Source organism: Rhizobium beringeri, from assembly GCF_004306515.1.
In the GTDB taxonomy this organism is placed as follows: domain Bacteria; phylum Pseudomonadota; class Alphaproteobacteria; order Rhizobiales; family Rhizobiaceae; genus Rhizobium; species Rhizobium beringeri.
In genome coordinates, this window is sequence record NZ_SILG01000002.1 from 406,472 (window position 1) to 424,906 (window position 18,435).

The window sequence follows — 18,435 nt, forward strand, 5'->3', positions numbered from 1 at the left end:
TCTGTCCTTCTAGCGATTGAAATAGCTGCGGCGCGACTGGCGCGTCTGCACGTAGAGATGCTCGTTGTCGGTTCCGGGATTATAGGCGCCGGCACTTTGCGGGACCGAGACATTGCCGTTGCTGGGGAAGCGCGCCACGAAGGCCTCGTCGATATCGCAGCCAAGTCCCGGGCCATCAGGAACGGCGATCAGGCCGTCGACCTGTTGCGGGTGCGGCACGATCGTCTGGCGGCGGCCGTCCCAGTCATCGTCGAGGCGCTCGAGGATGAGGGCGTTCGGGATCGCCGCAAGCAGATGCAAAGCCGCATATTCCGCCACCGGCCCGAGCGAGCCCGAATGCGGCGCCATCTGGATATGATGCGCCTCGGCCATGGCAGCGATCTTCTTCATCTGGGTGATGCCGCCGGCCCGGCCGGTATCGGGTTGGATCACGTCCACCAACTCCTTCTCGATGAGCTCGCGCTCGCCGAAGATGGTCGCCGAGCGCTCGCCGGCGGCAAGCGGCACATGTGCTGCGTCGCGGATGCGCCGGTAGCCGTCGATATTCTCCGGCGCGATCGGATCTTCCACCCACATCAATTCATAGGGTTCGAGCGCCCGCACCAGCCGGCAGGCATCCGCAGGCGTCAGCCATGGCGGCCCATGCAGATCGATGGCAATGTCCATATCGTCGCCGACGGCGTCACGCAGGGTGGCAACCTTGCGGACCGGATCGGCGACCCCGCCGCATTTGATCGCCTTGATACCGCGCGCTTTGAGGGCAAGCGCGCGCTCGGGTGTATTCGCATGCGAATAGATCGGGATCCGGTCGCGCACCTTGCCGCCGAGCAGCATCCAGACAGGCACGCCGAGCGCCTTGCCCTTGATGTCCCATAGCGCCATGTCGATGCCGGTCATCGCACCGCCACCGACCGTCCCGAGCATGCCATGGCCCATCATCGCGATATGCATCTTCTGCCACAGCCGCTCGGTATGAGCCGGATCTTCGCCGATCAGGAGTGGGGCGAGATCATGGATCGCCGTCTCGACGACGCGCGGCCAGCCGGAGCATTCACCGATGCCGGTGATGCCCTCGTCGGTATCGATCTTCAGAAAGAGCCAGTTTCTGGTACCGCCGAACTGCTCGGAGGCGCCATCACCCGCACGTTGGTCGGAAGCCCATTTCGAGGGGTCTGGCTGACCGACATGCATGAGAAAAGTGCGGATCCCGGTGATTTTCATCGCAGAGAACTCCCATTCTTCAGAATGTCCGGCGCGACGTAGCGGAAACGCCGCGACTGATCGCGATCACGCGGATCGGGGCGCGGGATCGCTGATATCAGCGCCTGCGTATAGGCGTGCTCGGGCGTGCGGCAGACCTTCTCCGCATCGCCGATTTCGACGAGCTGGCCTTTGTACATGACGCCGACACGGTCGCACATGTAGCGGATAACGCCGATGTCATGGCTGATGAAGATATAGGCGAGGCCGAGTTCGTCCTGCAGGCGCATCAACAGATCGAGCACCTGCGAGCGCACGGAAACGTCGAGCGCCGAGGTTGCCTCATCGGCAACGATGACGCGCGGATTGAGGGTGATGGCGCGGGCAATACCGATGCGCTGACGCTGGCCGCCGGAGAATGCGTGCGGATAGCGTTCGCGTGCCCTCGGGTCGAGACCAACCTGCTCCATCAGGTGGCAAACCCGCTCTTCCAGCGCCCGCCCCTTTGCGACGCCATTGACGAGCAGCGGCTCGCCGATGATCTGGGAGACGGTCATGCGCGGGTTGAGGGAGCCGAAAGGATCCTGAAACACCATACGCAATTCCCGCCGTGCGGCCGCGAGCGTCTGACCTTTTGCCGTTGCCAGATCGATGATGTCGCCGTCGGCACGGCGATAGAGGATTTCGCCTGCAGTCGGATCGATCAGCCGCATGATCGAGCGACCCATCGTCGTCTTGCCGGATCCGCTCTCGCCGACGATGCCGAGCGTTTCGCCCGGCAGAAGCGAAATGGAAACATCGTCCAGTGCTTTCACCTCGCCGAAATCCATCGAGACATTGCGGAGTTCGAGGATCGGTGGCGCCGTCGTGTCGAGCGGCGGGCGCGCCAGCCGGATTTCGGCCTTCGCTTCCAGCTTCAGCACCGAGCCTATCAGCATCCGAGTATAGTCGTCTTTCGGCGCATGAAAAATCTGCTCGACCGGTGCATATTCCTTGGCGACGCCGTTGTGCATGACGAGTACATCGTCGGCGATCTGCGCCACGACTCCCATGTCATGCGTAATGAACAGAACGGCCATGCCCTTGGCCTTCTGCAGCCGGGCGATCAGGTCGAGAATTTCGGCCTGGGTCGTCACGTCGAGGGCCGTGGTCGGCTCGTCGGCGATCAGCAGCTGCGGTTTACAGGCGAGCGCCATTGCAATCATCGCGCGCTGGCGCATCCCGCCGGAATATTGAAAGGCATATCGGTCCAGCGCTTTATCAGGCGAGGGAATTTCGACCTGCTTGAGCAGCGATATGGCTTCAGCGCGCGCCTCTGCCTTGCTCATCCTGGTGTGAAGGCGAAGCGCCTCGACGATCTGGTTGCCGACCGTGTGGATCGGCGACAGCGACGACATCGGCTCCTGGAAGATCATCGCGATGTCGCGGCCGCGGATCGCGCGGATCTGGCGCCCGCGCGGATTGAGGCTGGTCAGATCGATCGAGCCGCCGTTCTGATCGTTCAGTATGATCGATCCGCCGGATATGCGGCCGGGCGCATCGACGATCTGCAGGATCGAACGCGCCGTCACCGACTTGCCGGATCCGCTTTCGCCGACGACACAGAGCGTCTTGCCCGGCTCGATCGAGAAAGACAGATCGCTGACCGCGCGAAAAACGCCGGTGCGCAGAGGGAACTCGACCGTCAGATTTTTCACCTGGAGCAGCGGCCTGCCGGCAATGGGAACGATATCGGTCATGCCGGCCTCATTTGTTGTAGGGATCGGCCGCATCGCGCAGGCCGTCGCCGAGAAGGTTGAGCGCCATCACGGCGACCACGACGGCACAGCCCGGCATGAAGAGCCATGGCGCGGTGGCGATCGAGCGAATGTTCTGGGCCTCGCGCAGAAGCACGCCCCAGGAGATGGTCGGCGGCTGCAGACCGAGCCCCAGGAAGGAGAGAGAGGTTTCGGCAAGGATCATCGCCGGCACCGCAAGCGTAATCGACGCGATGATATGGCTGGCAAAGCTCGGCAGCATGTGGCGAAAGATGATGCGCCTTTCGCGAACACCGTCGAGCCTGGCTGCGGCGACGAATTCCTCAGTGCGCAAAGACAGGAAACGGCCGCGAACGACGCGGGCGAGCTGCGCCCAACCGGTCAGCGACAGGATGATCGTGATCATCATATATTGCAGCGTCGCAGGCCAGTCCTGCGGCAGGGCCGCGGCCATTGCCAGCCAGATCGGGATCGTCGGCAACGACAGCACGAAATCGATCACCCGCTGCAGGAAAAAATCGATGCGGCCGCCGTAATATCCCGAGATACCGCCGAGCACGATGCCGAGCATGAGCGAGAAGAAGACACCGACGAGGCCGATCGACAGCGAGATCTGCGAGCCCTGCACCGTACGGCTGAAGACATCGCGCCCAAGCCTGTCGGCGCCGAAGAGAAGCAGCGGCGTGGTCTTGTCGGGCGAGGCGATCAGGTGGATGTTGGTCCTGAACAGGCCGAACACGGAATATTCGTAGCCGCGCCCGAAGAACTGGACGTCGACACGCTTCGTCGTATCTTCCTTGAAGATGGCGGCCAGCGTTTCCGGATCGCGGGTCAGCTTCATCGGATAATAATGCGGGCCGAAGGAGAACCCGGTCTGCGTATCGATCAGATGCAATTTCTGCGGCGGATGAAAGGTCGCCCGCGCATTTTGCAGGTTCGGATCGTTGATGGCAAAGAAGCCGGGAAGCAGGGCGACGATATACATCAGCACGGTGACGACGAGCGCCACCATGGCCAGGCGATGCCGGCGGAAAGCCCACCAGATGAGCTGCCACTGCGACGCGACGGCGGCGCGATCCGGCGGAATGTTCGTAACGGTGATGTCGGCCATGTAAGGCTCCTATTCCAGCCGGATGCGGGGATCGACCAGCGCAAGCAGGATGTCGCTGATCAAAGAGCCTATCAGCGTCAGCGCGCAGATCAGCAGGACGAAGGCGCCGGCGAGATACATGTCCTGGGCCATCAGCGCCTGCAGCAGCAAGGGAGCAGCCGTTGGCAGATTGAGGACGATGGCGACGACGACCGAGCCGGAGATGAGGTTGGGCAGCAGCCAGGCAATCGTCGAGATGAACGGATTGAGGGCGATCATCAGAGGATATTTGATCAGCAGCCGGAACTCTGAGAGACCTTTAGCCCGTGCCGTTGTGACGTAAGGCTTCGGCAATTCATCAAGCATGTTGGCGCGCATGACGCGGATGAGGCTTGCCGTCGAGGAGACGGCAAGGATGATGACGGGAAGCCAGAGATGCGAGAAGAGGTCGACCATCTTGGCGAAACTCCATGACGCATTCTCGTATTCCGGCGAAAAGAGCCCGCCGACATCCTGTCCGAATTCGACCGCCGCGACATACATCAGCACCAGCGCCAGCAGGAAGGACGGAACGGCCAGGCCGAAGAAGGTGAAGGCAGTGAAGAAATAGTCGCCGATCGAATATTTGCGCACCGCGGAAAAGACGCCGATCGGCAGCGCGATCGCCCAGGTGGCGATCAATGTCGACAGGGCCAACACGAGCGTCAACGCCATGCGCTCCCAGATCAGGTCAGAGACCGGCTGCTGCCATTCGAAGGAAATGCCGAAATCGCCGCGTGTGAGAATGCCCCATATCCACTTGAAATATTGGACGAGCATCGGGTCGCCGAGGCCGAAGCGCTCACGCAATTGCGCCGCCGTGTTCTGATCGACGATCTCGTTGGATGCTGCCAGCGTCGCAATATAGGTCGTGACATAATCGCCCGGCGGCAGCTGGATCAGCACGAAAGCGAGGAAGCTGACGGCAAACAGCGATGGAATCATCCATAGGAAGCGTTTGGCGATAAAGACCAGCATAAGGCGCCTCTTGCATTGAACGCCGCCCTCCGGGCCTTGTCGGCCGTCAGGACCGGCAAGGCATCTCGCAGGGCGAACTGAAAGAAAGCGCCGTACCGTCGGGCACGGCGCTTAAGACGAAAATCAGCTCGTGAAGGTGAATTGCTGCGGCATTGCAGGGCCGGGATTGGGCCAGGACCAGCTATCCGGCTCCTTCTCGGGAACATTGCGCAGATTGTTGCGGATGATGCCGAAACCACCGACGGCAAGACAAAGGCCGACGGTCTCGAACTCCTCCGCCGCGATGTCAAAGATCTGCTTCATGATCGCGCCGCGCTTGTCGAGATCGGCCGTCGAACGCGCTTCGTCGAAGAGCTTCATGCGCTTCTTCTGGCTTTCCGGCGGTTCTTCACCTCGCGCACCGTTGGAGGTGTACCAAAGCGTCCACGGAATGGCGTAACGCGAGCCCTGCGGATGGAAGGCGAAGAAATCGCGCGGGTCGAGCATCGGATCGAGACCACCGGGGCCCGGCCATACCGCAGCATCATGGGCGTTGTCGTCGCCGCGGGTGTAATAGAGCGCCCGCTCGATCGTGTTGACCTTCATGTCGATACCGATCTGGGCCCAATGCGTCTTGACCAGTTCCAGGGCATCGACGAGGTCGGGATAGAGCGTCGGAATGACGTCGATCGAGAAGAATACTTTCTGGCCGTCGGGCCGCAGCCGGAAACCGTCGCCGCCTTTCTTGTAGCCGGCCTCGTCGAGCATCGCGCCTGCCTTGTCGGCGTCATATTCGGTGAACTGGCGCGCATATTTCTCGTTATACCAGGGATGGGTCGGACGCGGCCCGGCCTGGTAGGGCTCGCTCTGTCCGAAATAGACGATGTCGATGAGCTCCGGGCGATTGATGCCGATCGAGAGCGCTTGCCGGAACGCCTTATCCGCAAACATCTTGCGCATGGCAGGATCTTTGTGGGTGATGTTGAAGTAGATCTGGCACTGTTGCGAGGCCGAAGGCACGAGCGTCAGCAGACGATAATCGCCTTTTTCCATGTTCTTGGACAGCGTCGGCTTGTTGGCGAGGACGCTGATATGGCGTTCCTGGATGTCGATCTTTCCGGAGATGACGTTGAGCATCAGCGATTCGACGTCCTGCGAGATGCCGAAGTTGATTTCATCGATGTAGGGAAGCTGATTGCCCTCGGTATCGACCTGCCAGAAATAAGGATTGCGGGTCATGACGACGCGCGTCGCGCCACCGGCATAGGGCTCCTTGATCACCCATGGATCGAGTGTCGGCTTGTCGGCATTGCCCCATCGCGACGGGATCTCGATGTCGCCGCAACGGCTGCGGAATAGCTCCGTCCAGCTGGTGACGCCGGCCTTCTTCGCATCGGCCTCGATATTCGGATTATATTTCGGCAGGAACTGGCTGCAGTAGTGCTTCGGGAACAGCGTCGGATGCTGACCAAGTGGCGTGGCGAGGTTTTCCAGATAAAGCGCATTGGCGGCCGCAAAGGTGAACTTCACCGTATAATCGTCGATCTTCTCGACGGTGACCGGCTTGCCGGCGACCGCAAGCTGCGCCGGTGTCGAGCTGTAAAGCTCGGTGTTCTTGACGCAGTCTTCGATCGCGAAGACGACGTCATCGGCCGTAAAGGGATGACCGTCCGACCAGCGCACGCCTTCGATGAGATGGAACGTGAATTGCGTTGCGTCATCGCTGACTTCCCAGCGTTCGGCAAGGTTCGGCTGCACGGCGGTAAAATCGAGATTCCAGCGCACGAGGCTCTGGTTGCCGACCATGCGCAGGATGCCGTTATGGTCGGATGAACCGCGAAGGCCTCGGCGCAGCGAGCCGCCATAGGTGCCGACTTTCTCGAATGGCGTCACGACCATCGGCTTTTTCGGCAGGCGCTCGGCGAGCGGCGGCAGCTTTCCATCCTTGGCGAGCTGCGCAAGTGCTGGCGCTTCGCCACCTGCGGCAGAGACGCGACCGGCGATAGACAGCGCCGCGACACCAGCCATGCCACCAAGTACGGCGCGGCGGGTGACACCACGCGACAGTATTTCATTGGCCATCGAATTCCTCCCTTTTGTGCCGGAGCAGCCTTTGCCCCGGCTGATGCGGCGGGCTCCCGACCCGCCGCTGACGCCCTCCTCGGCGCTACGACCGGAACCATAGACACGTTCGCAAATGATTACAAGAGTTGACAGATAATTACAAATTTCGTAGCGATGCAGCATCGAAATACGATGTTGTGCCGCTGAAATACGGTCAGCAGGATGAAAAACGTTCGATCTGTCAGATGCTGCGCGCTGCCCTGAACATCATGGACGGCGACAGCCAGGGTGCGACCGTCAACGCCGTCGCATGGCGTCGAGAGACGAGAGAAAAGGACCGGAATGACTTTTATGGTCGATGCCGTTTCGAACAGGGGCGCAACGCGCTTCAGCGACATCATCTACGAGAAGATCGTGGGGATGATCGCCGACGGCAATTTTCCGGTGAACGAACGACTGCCGCCGGAGACGAAGCTCGCCGCTGATTTCGGCGCATCGAGGCCCGTGGTGCGCGAAGCGCTTGAACGCTTGAGAGCCGATGGCCTGGTCGTTTCGCGCAAGGGTTCCGGTTCCTATGTCAGGCAAAGGCCGGATTCGTCGATGCTGAAAATGGTGCCGGTCGGCTCCTTGGCCGATGTCCAGCGGTTCTTCGAATTCCGCGCCGGTCTCGAAGCCGAGGCGGCGGAGCTTGCCGCACGAAACTGGCAGCCGGCCGACAAGGAGCGGATAACGGCAGCGCTTCTTTCGATCGAACAATGTCTGCGTAACGGAGAGCTTGGTGCCGAGGAGGACCAAGCTCTGCATGACGCAATTGCCATGGCGACCGGTAATCAGTTCCACATCACGCTACGCGAGTGGTTCAAGCCGCATTTCGCCATCGGGCATTCCGTTACGCGAAGCTTGAGCTTGAAGCGGACGCCGGAACAGATCCGCAGCGTTCAGGACGAACATGCGGTGATCGTCGAGGCGATCTTCGCGCACCGGGAAACCGAAGCGCACGATGCGATGAAGAAACACATACTGAATGCTCGCGCCCGCATGTTCCAGGGCGTTTGAGCGACAATGGGAGGAGAAATGATGAAACGGGTCGCCATGACGGGTGCTGCCGGACGTGTAGGAACTCTGTTGCGCCCGCTCCTTCGGTCGCATGTCGAGCACCTCAGCCTGATCGATCTCCAGGAGCCTGACGGGCTTGGCGAAAACGAGAGCTTCGTCAAGGCCGATCTTACAAAGCTCGACGAGGCGACGGCTGCGCTGAAGGATGTCGACGGTGTGGTTCATCTTGCCGGCATTGCAAGCGGCATCGATATGAACGCCATTCTGCACGCGAACGTGCTTGGAACATACAATCTTTACGAAGCGGCGCGGACCAACAAGGTCCACCGGGTCGTCTATGCATCGAGCAACCATGCCACGGGCTTTTATCCGCGCGGCCAGCTCGTGTCGCCGCTCGACCCGATGCGCCCCGACAGCCCTTATGGACTTTCCAAATGCTGGGGCGAACTTGTGGCGGGGCTGTATTACGACACATCAGGCATTCGCTCTCTTTCCATCCGCATCGGCAATGCGGGCACTTATCCCAACAGCGAGCGATCCGTTGCGATCTGGATCAGCGCCCGAGACCTGGCGCAATTGGTCAGGATCGGCCTGTCGCACCCGTTGATCGCAGCAACGGTGGTCTACGGCGTTTCTGATGCCGAGGAGATCTGGTGGGACAACGGTCTGGCGGCCCGATTGGGCTACCAGCCACAGGACCGGCCGCGCGATCACGCGCGCATCGAAGAGGGATCGGAAGGGCCGGTCGCGCTTGCGTTCCAGGGCGGTGGGTTCTGTGAGATCAATCACGACGGCACCATCCGCATGCGCGACGCCGAGGGTCTGGCCAAGAGCCTGGAGACGGTTGAATGACGGCCCCGCGGATCATCCGCCCGGACGTCCGTTCCGTGATCCAGCAGCCGCTGACGGTTGGTGAATCTCCTGTATGGGACGAAGAGACCGGCACTTTGTGGTTCGTCGACATTCAGGCGCCAGCACTCGTCCGGCTCTCGGCTTCAGGAAAGATCGACCGCTTCGACATGCCGGCCGCAATCGGCGCCCTTGGGCTTTGCCGCGATCACAGGATCGTGGTGGCGCTTCAGACGGGCGTCCATCTCTTCGATCCCGTCTCTGGAGATTTTGAGCTCGTGTCCGATCCGGTCGGGCGCCACATCAACTGCCGCCTCAATGACGGAAAGGTCGGCCCCGACGGGCACTTCTGGATCGGCTCGTTCAGCGAAGCCAAGCCGCAGACCGATGAGGCCGCACTTTACCGGGTGGGCGCCGATGGCCGCACGCGGACCGTTGCAACCGGACTGACGAGTTCCAACGGCCTTGCCTGGTCGCCGGACGGCCGGCGGATGTATCACTCCGACAGCCGGCAATGCTTCCTGCAGGCATTCGACTTCGATCCTGATACGGGCGACCTCGGCGATGGGCGCCGGCTTCGCAGCTTCACGGAAGACGAGGGTCGGCCCGACGGCGCGACAACCGATCGTGACGGGTTCTACTGGAGCGCCGGCGTTTCCGCCGGTCGCCTCAACCGAATATCGCCCGAAGGCGAAATCGTCGAGATCTACATTCTGCCGGTCGCGGCACCGACAATGCCGTGTTTCGGCGGGCCGGATCTGCGCACCCTCTTTGTCACTAGCCTGTCGACGGACCGCACCGGACGTTTCGAGGCGGGGACGGTCATCGCCTTCGACGTGGATGCAGAGGGTCTACCGCCCTTCCGCTTCGGGGCCGGACACCCTCCGGGATGACAGCGAACCGATCATCCCTTCGAAATGACAGCGAATAGATGGAAAGGTAACGGGGAAGAAAGATGAGCATCGCAACCATGCGCAAGGCGCTTACAGGCGTATCGGGTGTTCCCGTCACTGCCTATGACGGCAAAGGTGATGTCGAACCTCGGATCACGGCGAAAGTCTATGAGCGGGTGGCGGCAGCGGGCATTCACAACATCGTCGCTGCCGGCAATACCGGGGAATTCTATGCGCTGACGCCGCAGGAAATCAGGATCGTCCATGAGGCGGCGGTTTCCGGCGTCAACGGCAAGGCGCCGGTGACGGCGGCAATCGGCCGATCGCTGCGCGAGGCGATCGGCATGGCGAGAGATGCGGCCACGATCGGCGCATCCGCCGTCATGTCGCATCAGCCCGTCGATCCTTTCGCAGCACCTTCGTCCCAGATCGACTATTTCTGCAATCTTGCGGATGCTTCCACCCTGCCCCTCATCGCCTATGTCAGGGCCGAGGGTTTCAGTGTCGAAGATATCACCCGTCTCGCAAACCACGGCAATATTGCCGGCATCAAATTTGCCACGACCGATCTGATGCTACTGTCCAGAGCGATCGCGGCAGCCGATCCGGCCGGCGCGCTGTTCGTCTGCGGCCTGGCGGAGAGCTGGGCGCCGACATTTACGGCTGCTGGCGCGCGCGGCTTCACATCCGGTCTCGTCAATGTCGCGCCGCATTTGTCGCTTGCGGTTCACGATGCACTGGAAAGAGGAGACTTCGGCGCGGCAAGGGCTATCGTCAACCAGCTTGAACCATTCGAGCGGATGCGGACCAAATTCCGCAATGGCGCGAACGTGACTGTCGTCAAGGAGGCCGTCACCTATTCCGGCCTCGATGTGGGCCCCGTGCGCGTGCCGGGATTGCCGCTGCTCGATCGGCATGATCGCGAAGAACTTCATCGGCTGCTTCAGCGCTGGGATGCCGCCGGCAACAACCAGATCCATCCACCCCAGCAGGATTCCGCAAAGGCGGCCGGCTGAGTTCGACATGAGAGCGGCTCAGCTTTTCATGGAAGTGCAGAGCCGCTCTAACCATTTGTTTTTACGCAATTCCGGACGGAAACCGCTTCGCACTTTTCCTGGAATTGCTCTATTTCCGCAAACAACAGGATTGGGAGGTCTTGAGATGTTGAGACAGGTACTGACGACGATCGCAATTACCGGCGCCATGATGACGGCGCAGCCCAGCTTCGCGGCGTCGCCGCCCAATATGCTGGTGATCGGCACCAATCTCACCGGCATAAGGACGCTCGATCCGGCGCAGAACAATGCCCGCACGGTTTCCGAACTGATCTCGAACATTTACGACAACCTCGTGCAGCTGTCGCCGGACGACCTTAAAACGCTGAAGCCGATGCTCGCGACGCAATGGAGCGTCTCGGCGGATGGTAAGATTATCACGCTGACATTGCGCGACGATGCGACCTTCCAGAGCGGCAACAAGGTAACCGCCGACGATGCGGCCTGGTCGATCCAGCGCGTCATCAAGATGGGCCAGGTCGGCTCCACCGACGTCGCCCTCTGGGGCTTTACACCCGACAACGTCGAAAAGCTTGTTCGGGCAAAGGACGAACATACGCTCGAAATCGAACTGCCGCAGGCCGTGAACACCGATCTGGTGCTCTATTCGCTTGCCGGCTCATCGATCGGCATCATCGACAAGAAAACCGCACTGTCGCATGAGGCAAATGGCGACTTCGGCGGTGCCTGGCTTTCTGCCAATTCGGCCGGCAGCGGCCCGTTCGCGCTGACGCAATGGCGGCCGAACGACGTTGCGATCTTCAACGCACGGAAGGACTATTGGGGTGGGGCGCCGGCCATGGCTCGCGTCGTCGCCCGGCACATTCCAGAATCCGGTAACCTCAGACTGCAGCTCGAAGCCGGAGACGTCGATGTCGGCCAGTACCTCGCAAGCGGCGACCTCGATGCCCTGTCCAACAAAAAGGACATGGTGATCGAAAGCGTTCCGGGCCTCGGTTTCTATTATATCGCGCTCAACCAGAAAGACCCGGATCTGCAGAAGCCGAAGGTTCGCGAGGCCTTCCAGCATGCCTTTGACTGGAAGGCGATCTCCGGCAACATCATGCGCTATACCGGCTTTCCCTGGCAGTCGATGATCCCGCGCGGCATGATCGGCGCCCCTGATGAAGCTGCCTCGCACTACGATTACGATCCTGCCAAAGCCAAGCAGTTGCTGGCGGAAGCCGGCTACCCCAATGGCCTGAAGAAGGTGCTCAATCCGTCGGGTGCGGCGACACTGCCCTTCGCCGAAGCGCTGCAGGCGAGCGCCCGTGCTGCCGGCCTCGATCTCGATCTCGTGCCAGGCGAATTCACGCCGGCATTTCGTGAGCGCAAATACGAAGTGCTGCTCGGCAATTCCGGCGCGCGACTACCTGATCCTTTCGCGGTAGCCACGCAATATGCCTACAATCCCGACAATAGCGACGAGGCGCGCCTCGGCAGCTATTATCTTTGGCGCACAGGCATGAAGGTGGACGAGCTCAACACACTCGTCGACCAATCGATGAAGGAGCGCGATACCGGCAAGCGCACGGATATCTTCAAGAAGATGGACGGCATTTACAGTGGCATGGCCTCGCCGCTCGTCATCTTTTTCCAGCGAACCGACCCTTATGTCATGCGCGCCAGCGTCAAGGGCTATCATGGGCACACGACATGGTCGACTCGCTGGCATGACGTGACCAAGGAGTAGAACGCCGTGGCGAGCGCCGATCTGACATCGAAGCCGGAGAGCAGCCGTCTTTCTACGGAGGGCGGGTTCGCCGATGCGGCCCCGCACCCTCTAATGAGCCTGTTGCGGCGCTTGGCAGGGCGCGCCGTCGCGGTCGTGACGACGCTGCTCGGCCTGCTCTTTCTGACCTTTTCGATGGGTCGCCTGCTGCCTGCCGACCCGGTGCTTGCCATCACCGGGGCGGAGGTCAGCAAGGAGGTTTATGATCGCGTCTATAATGAGCTGGGGCTCGGGCAACCTGTCTGGATGCAGTTCCTCGCCTATGTCGGGAAGATCGCGACAGGCGATCTCGGCACATCGGCGACGACCGGCCAGCCGATCCTCACCGATCTCCTGACGATTTTTCCCGCCACCATCGAATTAGCGGTCATCGCCATGATCATCGGGGCGATCATCGGCGTTCCCCTGGGGATCACGGCTGCCGTCAGGCGCGGAACGATCATCGATCACGTTGCCCGCATTGTTGCCCTTGCCGGCCACTCTATCCCGATTTTCTGGACCGGGCTGATGGCGCTCTTCATCTTCTATGCAAAGCTCAAGCTCGTCGGCGCATCGGGCCGGATCGATGTCTTCTACGAGGGTCTCGTCACGCCGGTGACCGGCTTTCTTCTGATCGACGCGGCGATAGAGCAGCAATGGGACGTGTTTCACAACGCCCTTGGCCACATCATCCTGCCGGCGGCGATCCTCGGCTATTATTCCGTCGCCTATATCAGCCGCATGTCGCGGAGCTTCATGCTGGAGCAACTAAGCCAGGAATACATCATCACGGCGCGGGCAAAGGGGCTCGGCACCCGTAAGGTGGTCTGGCGCCATGCATTCAAGAACATCCGGGTGCAGCTCTTGACGATCATGGCGCTGACCTTCGGCGGGCTGCTCGAGGGGGCGGTGCTGATCGAAACCGTCTTCGGGTGGCCGGGGCTCGGCCAGTACCTGACCCGGGGGCTGCAGATGAACGACATGAACGTGGTCATGGGTTCCGTCCTGACGATTGGCGCCGTCTTCCTGACGATCAACATCCTGTCGGACTTCCTTTATCGCATTCTTGATCCGAGGACACGGTGACGCCATGACGATCTCCTCTGAGCACGCAGACAGCGCTAACACTGGCGGCCTTCGCAACTGGCTGCTCGCGCCGGAGCCTCGAGGTTGGTTCCAGTCATCGGCGCAGCAAATTCATCAGGGCTGGCGGAAATTCAGCCTGCACCCGCTTGGATTGGCCGGACTAGCCATCATCATCGTGCTGATCGTCGTCGCGCTGGCCGCCCCCCTGCTGACGAGCTATGATCCGATCGTTCAGGACATGGCCGGGCGGCTTGCGCCGCCATCCGCGAGCCATTGGCTCGGCACAGACAATTTTGGCCGCGACGTCTTTTCCCGAGTGATCTATGGCGCCCGCACGACGCTCTACATCATCATGCTCGTCACGGTCATCGTCGCACCGCTCGGCCTGCTGATCGGCACGGTCTCAGGCTATTTCGGCGGCATCGTCGATGAAATCCTGATGCGCGTCACCGACATTTTCCTTTCCTTTCCCGGCCTCGTCCTCGCGCTTGGTTTTGCCGCAGCGCTCGGTCCAGGCATCACCAATGCGATCATCGCGATTTCGCTGACGGCCTGGCCGCCGATCGCGCGCCTGGCGCGCGCCGAGACGCTCAGCCTGCGCAAGGCGGACTACATCGCCGCCGTGCGCCTGCAGGGCGCGACATCACTCGCAATCATCACTCGTCACATTCTGCCGATGTGCATTCCCTCGGTGATCGTCCGTGTCACCCTCAATATGGCCGGCATCATCATCACCGCCGCCGGCCTCGGCTTCCTCGGCCTTGGCGCGCAGCCGCCTTGGCCGGAATGGGGTTCGATGGCCGCCAGCGGACGTGAATTCATGCTCGACAGCCCCTGGGTCATCGCAGCACCCGGCATTGCCATTGCGCTCGTCAGCCTCGCCTTCAACCTCGTTGGCGATGCGCTTCGCGATGTTCTCGATCCCCGAGGTTCAGAATGACGGACTTGATCGATATTCAGAACCTCGAAATCGCCTTCGGCGGCGGACAGGTGCGGGCCGTGCGCGGCGTCAGCTTTTCGCTTGGACAGGAAAAGCTCGGGATCGTCGGTGAATCCGGATCGGGAAAGTCGACCGTCGGCCGCGCGATCATGAAGCTGCTGCCGCCGACCGCGATCGTCAGTGCCGAGCGGATGCGCTTTCGCGACGTCGATCTGCTCAAGGCGACCGAAAAGACGATGATGACGATCAGAGGACGGCGGATCGGCCTGATCCTGCAGGATCCGAAATATTCGCTCAATCCCGTCATGCGGATCGGCGAACAGATTGCCGAGACCTACCGCTTCCATCATCCGAGGACGAGCAGGGCAAAGACCTGGCAGCAGGCGCTCGATATGCTCGAGGCCGTCCAGATCCGCGACCCGGAGCGTGTGGCCCGCCTTTATCCGCACGAAATCTCGGGCGGGATGGGCCAGCGGGCGATGATCGCCATGATGCTGATTGCCGAACCCGAAGTGCTGATCGCCGACGAGCCGACGTCAGCGCTCGATGTGACGGTGAGGCTCGAAATTCTGGCCCTCCTCGATGAACTCGTCTTGCGCCGCAATCTCGGCCTGATCTTCATCAGTCACGATCTCAATCTCATCAGGAATTTCTGCGATCGCGTCCTCATCATGTATGCGGGGCGGGTGGTGGAAGTGCTGGAGGCGCGCGATCTCGACAAGGCCAGACATCCTTATACGCAAGGGTTGCTGGCATCCTTGCCGACGATCGAAGATCCCCCTGCCCGGCTGCCGATCCTGAAACGAGATCCGGCTTGGCTTGAAGAATTCGCATTGGAGCCGCCGCGGTGATTAAAATCGACAATCTTACGGTCCGTTTCGGACCCGGGCAGCGACCTGTCGTTCGAGACGTAAGCTTCGCCATCGAAAAAGGAACTGCTTTCGGCTTGGTCGGCGAGTCCGGCTGCGGGAAGTCCACTGTCCTGAGGGCGCTTTCCGGCCTCAACGCCAACTATGACGGCCGGATCGAGCTCCACGGCGAGCCGTTAAATCAGCAGCGCAGCCGGCCTTTCTTCCGCCGGGTGCAGATGGTGTTCCAGGATCCCTACGGATCCCTCCATCCCCGCAAGACCATCCGCTCGCAGCTGAAGGAACCGCTGCGCAACCAGGGGCTGGATACGAATTCTGTCGACATGAACGCGGTCCTCAGATCGGTCGGCCTTGACCCGGCGCTGAGCTACAGATTTCCGCACCAGCTGTCTGGGGGCCAGCGGCAGCGCGTGGCGATCGCCCGTGCGCTGATGCTGGATCCGGACGTTCTGCTTCTCGACGAACCGACATCGGCGCTCGATGTGTCCGTTCAGGCCGAAATCCTCAATCTCCTCCAGGATTTGCGCACCAATCGCGGTCTGACCTATCTGCTCGTCAGTCATGATCTCGCCGTCGTCTCGCACATGTGCAGCCGCGTCGCCATCATGGAAGCGGGCGAGATCGTCGAACAGGTCGATGTCGCCGCCTTGCGAAAAGGTGCGGTCGAACACCCCTATTCGCAACGCCTGCTGCGCGCGAGCAGGATGTATGGAAAGGCGTAATTCTCGATTGATACGCGGCGGCGGCATCCACATCAAGCCAAAGCGGCTGCCTAAACCAATGGCAGCAGCGATCGCCGATGATGTTGCGCAACCTTTGAACGATGCTCGGCCACCGCATTTCCACCATGCATGCTCAGGATTTTCGCCGGCGGATCGGAGGTTCCCAATCGAGCGTTATCCGCTCGACCTTGAGTAGATGCCAAGGTCGCTTCTCATCGCAAATCCGCTACGCTGATAGAACTCCGAGAGCGCGCCTCCTCGCTGTGAGATCAACCAAACGCTGCTACATCCTTCAGCCTTGGCTGTTTCAAACATTGCAGAAAGTAGAGCGGTCCCTATTCCCTTGCCCTGCGCGTCGGGCTGCACTGAAAGCTCGTCCAGGTAAATGACCGGGCCGGTATGGCGCCGCTGTCTTATGCCCAGTGCAATCCCGAGCACCTTGCCTTCATCAACTGCCACAAGTGCAACCGATCTAGGGGTTTGGAGCACATAGGTCACATTTTCAGCTGCCGCTTCAAGGGACCAGTTCTCGTTCCACGGAGGCAGGGCATAGGCGTTTACCAATACATCGGCCGCGCCGCTGACGTGTTTTGCAACCAGAAGCTCGATCCGAAATGACATAAACTCACCTCACGCTAAGTAAGGTGACATTTGCCGAAGCACTCCTGGTTCCGCAACGGGGTGTTACCTGCCATCCGCAAGTTTTTTTGCCGGCAAGTGTGCAGCCAACGAAAACGGCTAAGTTCGAAGATACCGGTCCTTGGCAGACCGGAACTCGGCGAAAAAGGGGGCAACCTCATTTCCAGCTCGTGTAATCCTCGGCGACGCAACCAAGCGGCGCGCGATCCTGACCAAACCGCTTCTTGAGCTGCTCGCATCCCCATTCGTTTAACGGCGCCGGCATGAGATTGTTGATGTCCATGCCAGGCGATTGGAATGGTGTCGTGGAGGTCGTGACGTACCAAAGCCAGAAGCCGACCACACCGACGAGGATCAGAAGCAACATACCGAAGAAAACCTGCAACCGCCTCCAGATCGATACCCCCGCCTGCTTGGGGTCTTCAATCAAAACCGACACATCCCGATCGCTTTCTTGCTGATACGCGAAAGGTGCAAGAGCCGCGTTGCGCTCATCATCCGTAAGCTTCACGCGCTGCAGACGATCGTCCAGAAGCACTGGCAGGGCAGTATTGCCGTGCCTGACAGCCAGTCCGATCGCTTTGCCATTGGCTTCACCGACGATCAGAGGCTCCTCTCCATTCTTCATGCGCGTGTAAGCCGATCGCCCCGTTTTATCGTCGGCAATCTTGTCATTGTAGGTGATGGAAAGGACACCGCGCCTGCGGTCGAATGCGGTGACCTCGACCGGAACGGGGGTCAGCATGGCAGGCCGAAGCAATTGGCCCTTGACCCACCAAATGCGGATAGCGAGGAAAATCATCCCCAGGCCCATGCCGCCAAGCAGTAGCGCGAACACAGTGAGCGTGATGATCCGGTTCCAGAGCATGTCCAGACCCAGGCTCATCGTCGCAAGTTCCGGATGATCTGCTGATATCACAAGACCGGTTTCGTAGTCGCCAGTATGGAAATCGACGAACATGACCTCGACTTCGGTGTCGTAGTCTCGTCCGCCGTAGCTGTAGACAAGGCGTGCCTCGCAATCGGTAAAGACTGCCCTACGTGTCGTGCATCGCCCGTTTTGCACGTCGCCATTTTCCAGCGTCAAAGGATTCTGGCTGATCTGGAAATCGCGGATCACGCCTGGTGCTTCCGAGACGAATAGAAAGACAGCCAGTGCCAGGATGATCGGCGTTGCCCAGAAGTAAGCATTCGGCGTGGAGATGACGTTGCGCGCCAACGAAAGCGGGCGACTGGGGAGAACAAGCGAAGACAATGGCGTAGGTCCCCTCATGTGACAGCGCAGTGCGCTGGGAAAGCTTCAGACAGTGGCCGATAACGAACGAGCGGAGTTGACGTCATTCCGGCCGCTTGCACAATCCCATTGTGCGAAACCCATCTACAGCCTGAGACAGGCGATCGGCAATCCCTTTCAACACGCGCGGGTAGCATTGGCATGTTGATCTCTTCGGCAAGGGCCGGTGGTCTTGTTCCGCGTCGAGCAAAACCGCTGCGCACCTTTACCGGAA

General features: G+C 60.7%; 16 protein-coding genes. 9 read left to right on the forward strand and 7 right to left on the reverse strand.

The genetic code is table 11. The features are described from left to right. Nucleotides 1-9: 9 nt before the first annotated feature. From ELH03_RS25595 to ELH03_RS25615, 5 genes are all read right to left on the reverse strand, one after another. Nucleotides 10-1,221 carry a mandelate racemase/muconate lactonizing enzyme family protein gene (locus ELH03_RS25595; protein WP_130766875.1) on the reverse strand — a complete coding sequence of 404 codons (1,212 nt, stop codon included), beginning with the start codon at nucleotides 1,219-1,221 and terminating at the stop codon, nucleotides 10-12. Continuing rightward, on the reverse strand, nucleotides 1,218-2,939 hold the full coding sequence (locus ELH03_RS25600; RefSeq protein ID WP_128402352.1) for an ABC transporter ATP-binding protein: 1,722 nt from the start codon (nucleotides 2,937-2,939) through the stop codon (nucleotides 1,218-1,220). The genes ELH03_RS25595 and ELH03_RS25600 overlap by 4 nt, the downstream gene beginning before the upstream one ends. 7 nt (nucleotides 2,940-2,946) lie before the next feature. Beyond that, the gene (locus tag ELH03_RS25605; protein ID WP_128411658.1) at nucleotides 2,947-4,068 is read right to left on the reverse strand and encodes an ABC transporter permease; all 1,122 of its coding nucleotides are present in this window, start codon (nucleotides 4,066-4,068) and stop codon (nucleotides 2,947-2,949) included. Nucleotides 4,069-4,077: 9 nt separating this feature from the next. Next, nucleotides 4,078-5,064, reverse strand: coding sequence for an ABC transporter permease (locus tag ELH03_RS25610; protein ID WP_105009214.1), 987 nt, complete (start codon nucleotides 5,062-5,064; stop codon nucleotides 4,078-4,080). 123 nt (nucleotides 5,065-5,187) lie between these two features. Next, nucleotides 5,188-7,125: an ABC transporter substrate-binding protein gene (locus ELH03_RS25615; protein WP_128402354.1), complete on the reverse strand. Its 1,938-nt coding sequence runs from the start codon at nucleotides 7,123-7,125 to the stop codon at nucleotides 5,188-5,190. Nucleotides 7,126-7,449: 324 nt separating this feature from the next. Between ELH03_RS25615 and ELH03_RS25620 the strand changes: the two genes are divergently transcribed. The 9 genes from ELH03_RS25620 to ELH03_RS25660 all read left to right on the forward strand — a co-directional run bounded on the left by ELH03_RS25620 (nucleotide 7,450) and on the right by ELH03_RS25660 (nucleotide 16,288). Beyond that, entirely contained in the window at nucleotides 7,450-8,163 is a 714-nt protein-coding gene (locus tag ELH03_RS25620) for a FadR/GntR family transcriptional regulator (protein ID WP_128402355.1), read from the forward strand. 21 nt (nucleotides 8,164-8,184) lie between these two features. Continuing rightward, a complete protein-coding gene (locus ELH03_RS25625; RefSeq protein WP_128411668.1) occupies nucleotides 8,185-9,015 on the forward strand; it encodes an NAD-dependent epimerase/dehydratase family protein in 831 nt (276 codons plus the stop codon). Beyond that, a complete protein-coding gene (locus ELH03_RS25630; protein ID WP_128411659.1) occupies nucleotides 9,012-9,905 on the forward strand; it encodes an SMP-30/gluconolactonase/LRE family protein in 894 nt (297 codons plus the stop codon). The genes ELH03_RS25625 and ELH03_RS25630 overlap by 4 nt, the downstream gene beginning before the upstream one ends. Nucleotides 9,906-9,967: 62 nt before the next feature. After that, entirely contained in the window at nucleotides 9,968-10,921 is a 954-nt protein-coding gene (locus ELH03_RS25635) for a dihydrodipicolinate synthase family protein (protein WP_128411660.1), read from the forward strand. A 145-nt stretch (nucleotides 10,922-11,066) separates the two neighbouring features. Continuing rightward, the gene (locus tag ELH03_RS25640; RefSeq protein WP_128402359.1) at nucleotides 11,067-12,653 is read left to right on the forward strand and encodes an ABC transporter substrate-binding protein; all 1,587 of its coding nucleotides are present in this window, start codon (nucleotides 11,067-11,069) and stop codon (nucleotides 12,651-12,653) included. 6 nt (nucleotides 12,654-12,659) lie between these two features. Further along, nucleotides 12,660-13,757: an ABC transporter permease gene (locus tag ELH03_RS25645; protein WP_128411661.1), complete on the forward strand. Its 1,098-nt coding sequence runs from the start codon at nucleotides 12,660-12,662 to the stop codon at nucleotides 13,755-13,757. 4 nt (nucleotides 13,758-13,761) lie between these two features. After that, complete coding sequence (locus ELH03_RS25650) at nucleotides 13,762-14,697, forward strand: ABC transporter permease (RefSeq protein ID WP_128402361.1); 936 nt, start codon at nucleotides 13,762-13,764, stop codon at nucleotides 14,695-14,697. Beyond that, nucleotides 14,694-15,548 carry an ABC transporter ATP-binding protein gene (locus tag ELH03_RS25655; protein WP_128402362.1) on the forward strand — a complete coding sequence of 285 codons (855 nt, stop codon included), beginning with the start codon at nucleotides 14,694-14,696 and terminating at the stop codon, nucleotides 15,546-15,548. The genes ELH03_RS25650 and ELH03_RS25655 overlap by 4 nt, the downstream gene beginning before the upstream one ends. Beyond that, a complete protein-coding gene (locus ELH03_RS25660; RefSeq protein WP_128402363.1) occupies nucleotides 15,545-16,288 on the forward strand; it encodes an ABC transporter ATP-binding protein in 744 nt (247 codons plus the stop codon). Before ELH03_RS25655 ends, ELH03_RS25660 begins: the two co-directional genes overlap by 4 nt. A 174-nt stretch (nucleotides 16,289-16,462) precedes the next feature. On the opposite strand, the gene ELH03_RS25665 is transcribed toward ELH03_RS25660, so the two are convergent. Together ELH03_RS25665 and ELH03_RS25670 are read right to left on the reverse strand one after the other, a co-directional pair. Further along, nucleotides 16,463-16,909, reverse strand: coding sequence for a GNAT family N-acetyltransferase (locus ELH03_RS25665; protein WP_128402364.1), 447 nt, complete (start codon nucleotides 16,907-16,909; stop codon nucleotides 16,463-16,465). 175 nt (nucleotides 16,910-17,084) lie between these two features. Beyond that, entirely contained in the window at nucleotides 17,085-18,200 is a 1,116-nt protein-coding gene (locus ELH03_RS25670) for a hypothetical protein (protein ID WP_197727799.1), read from the reverse strand. Between the last annotated feature and the right edge of the window lie 235 nt (nucleotides 18,201-18,435).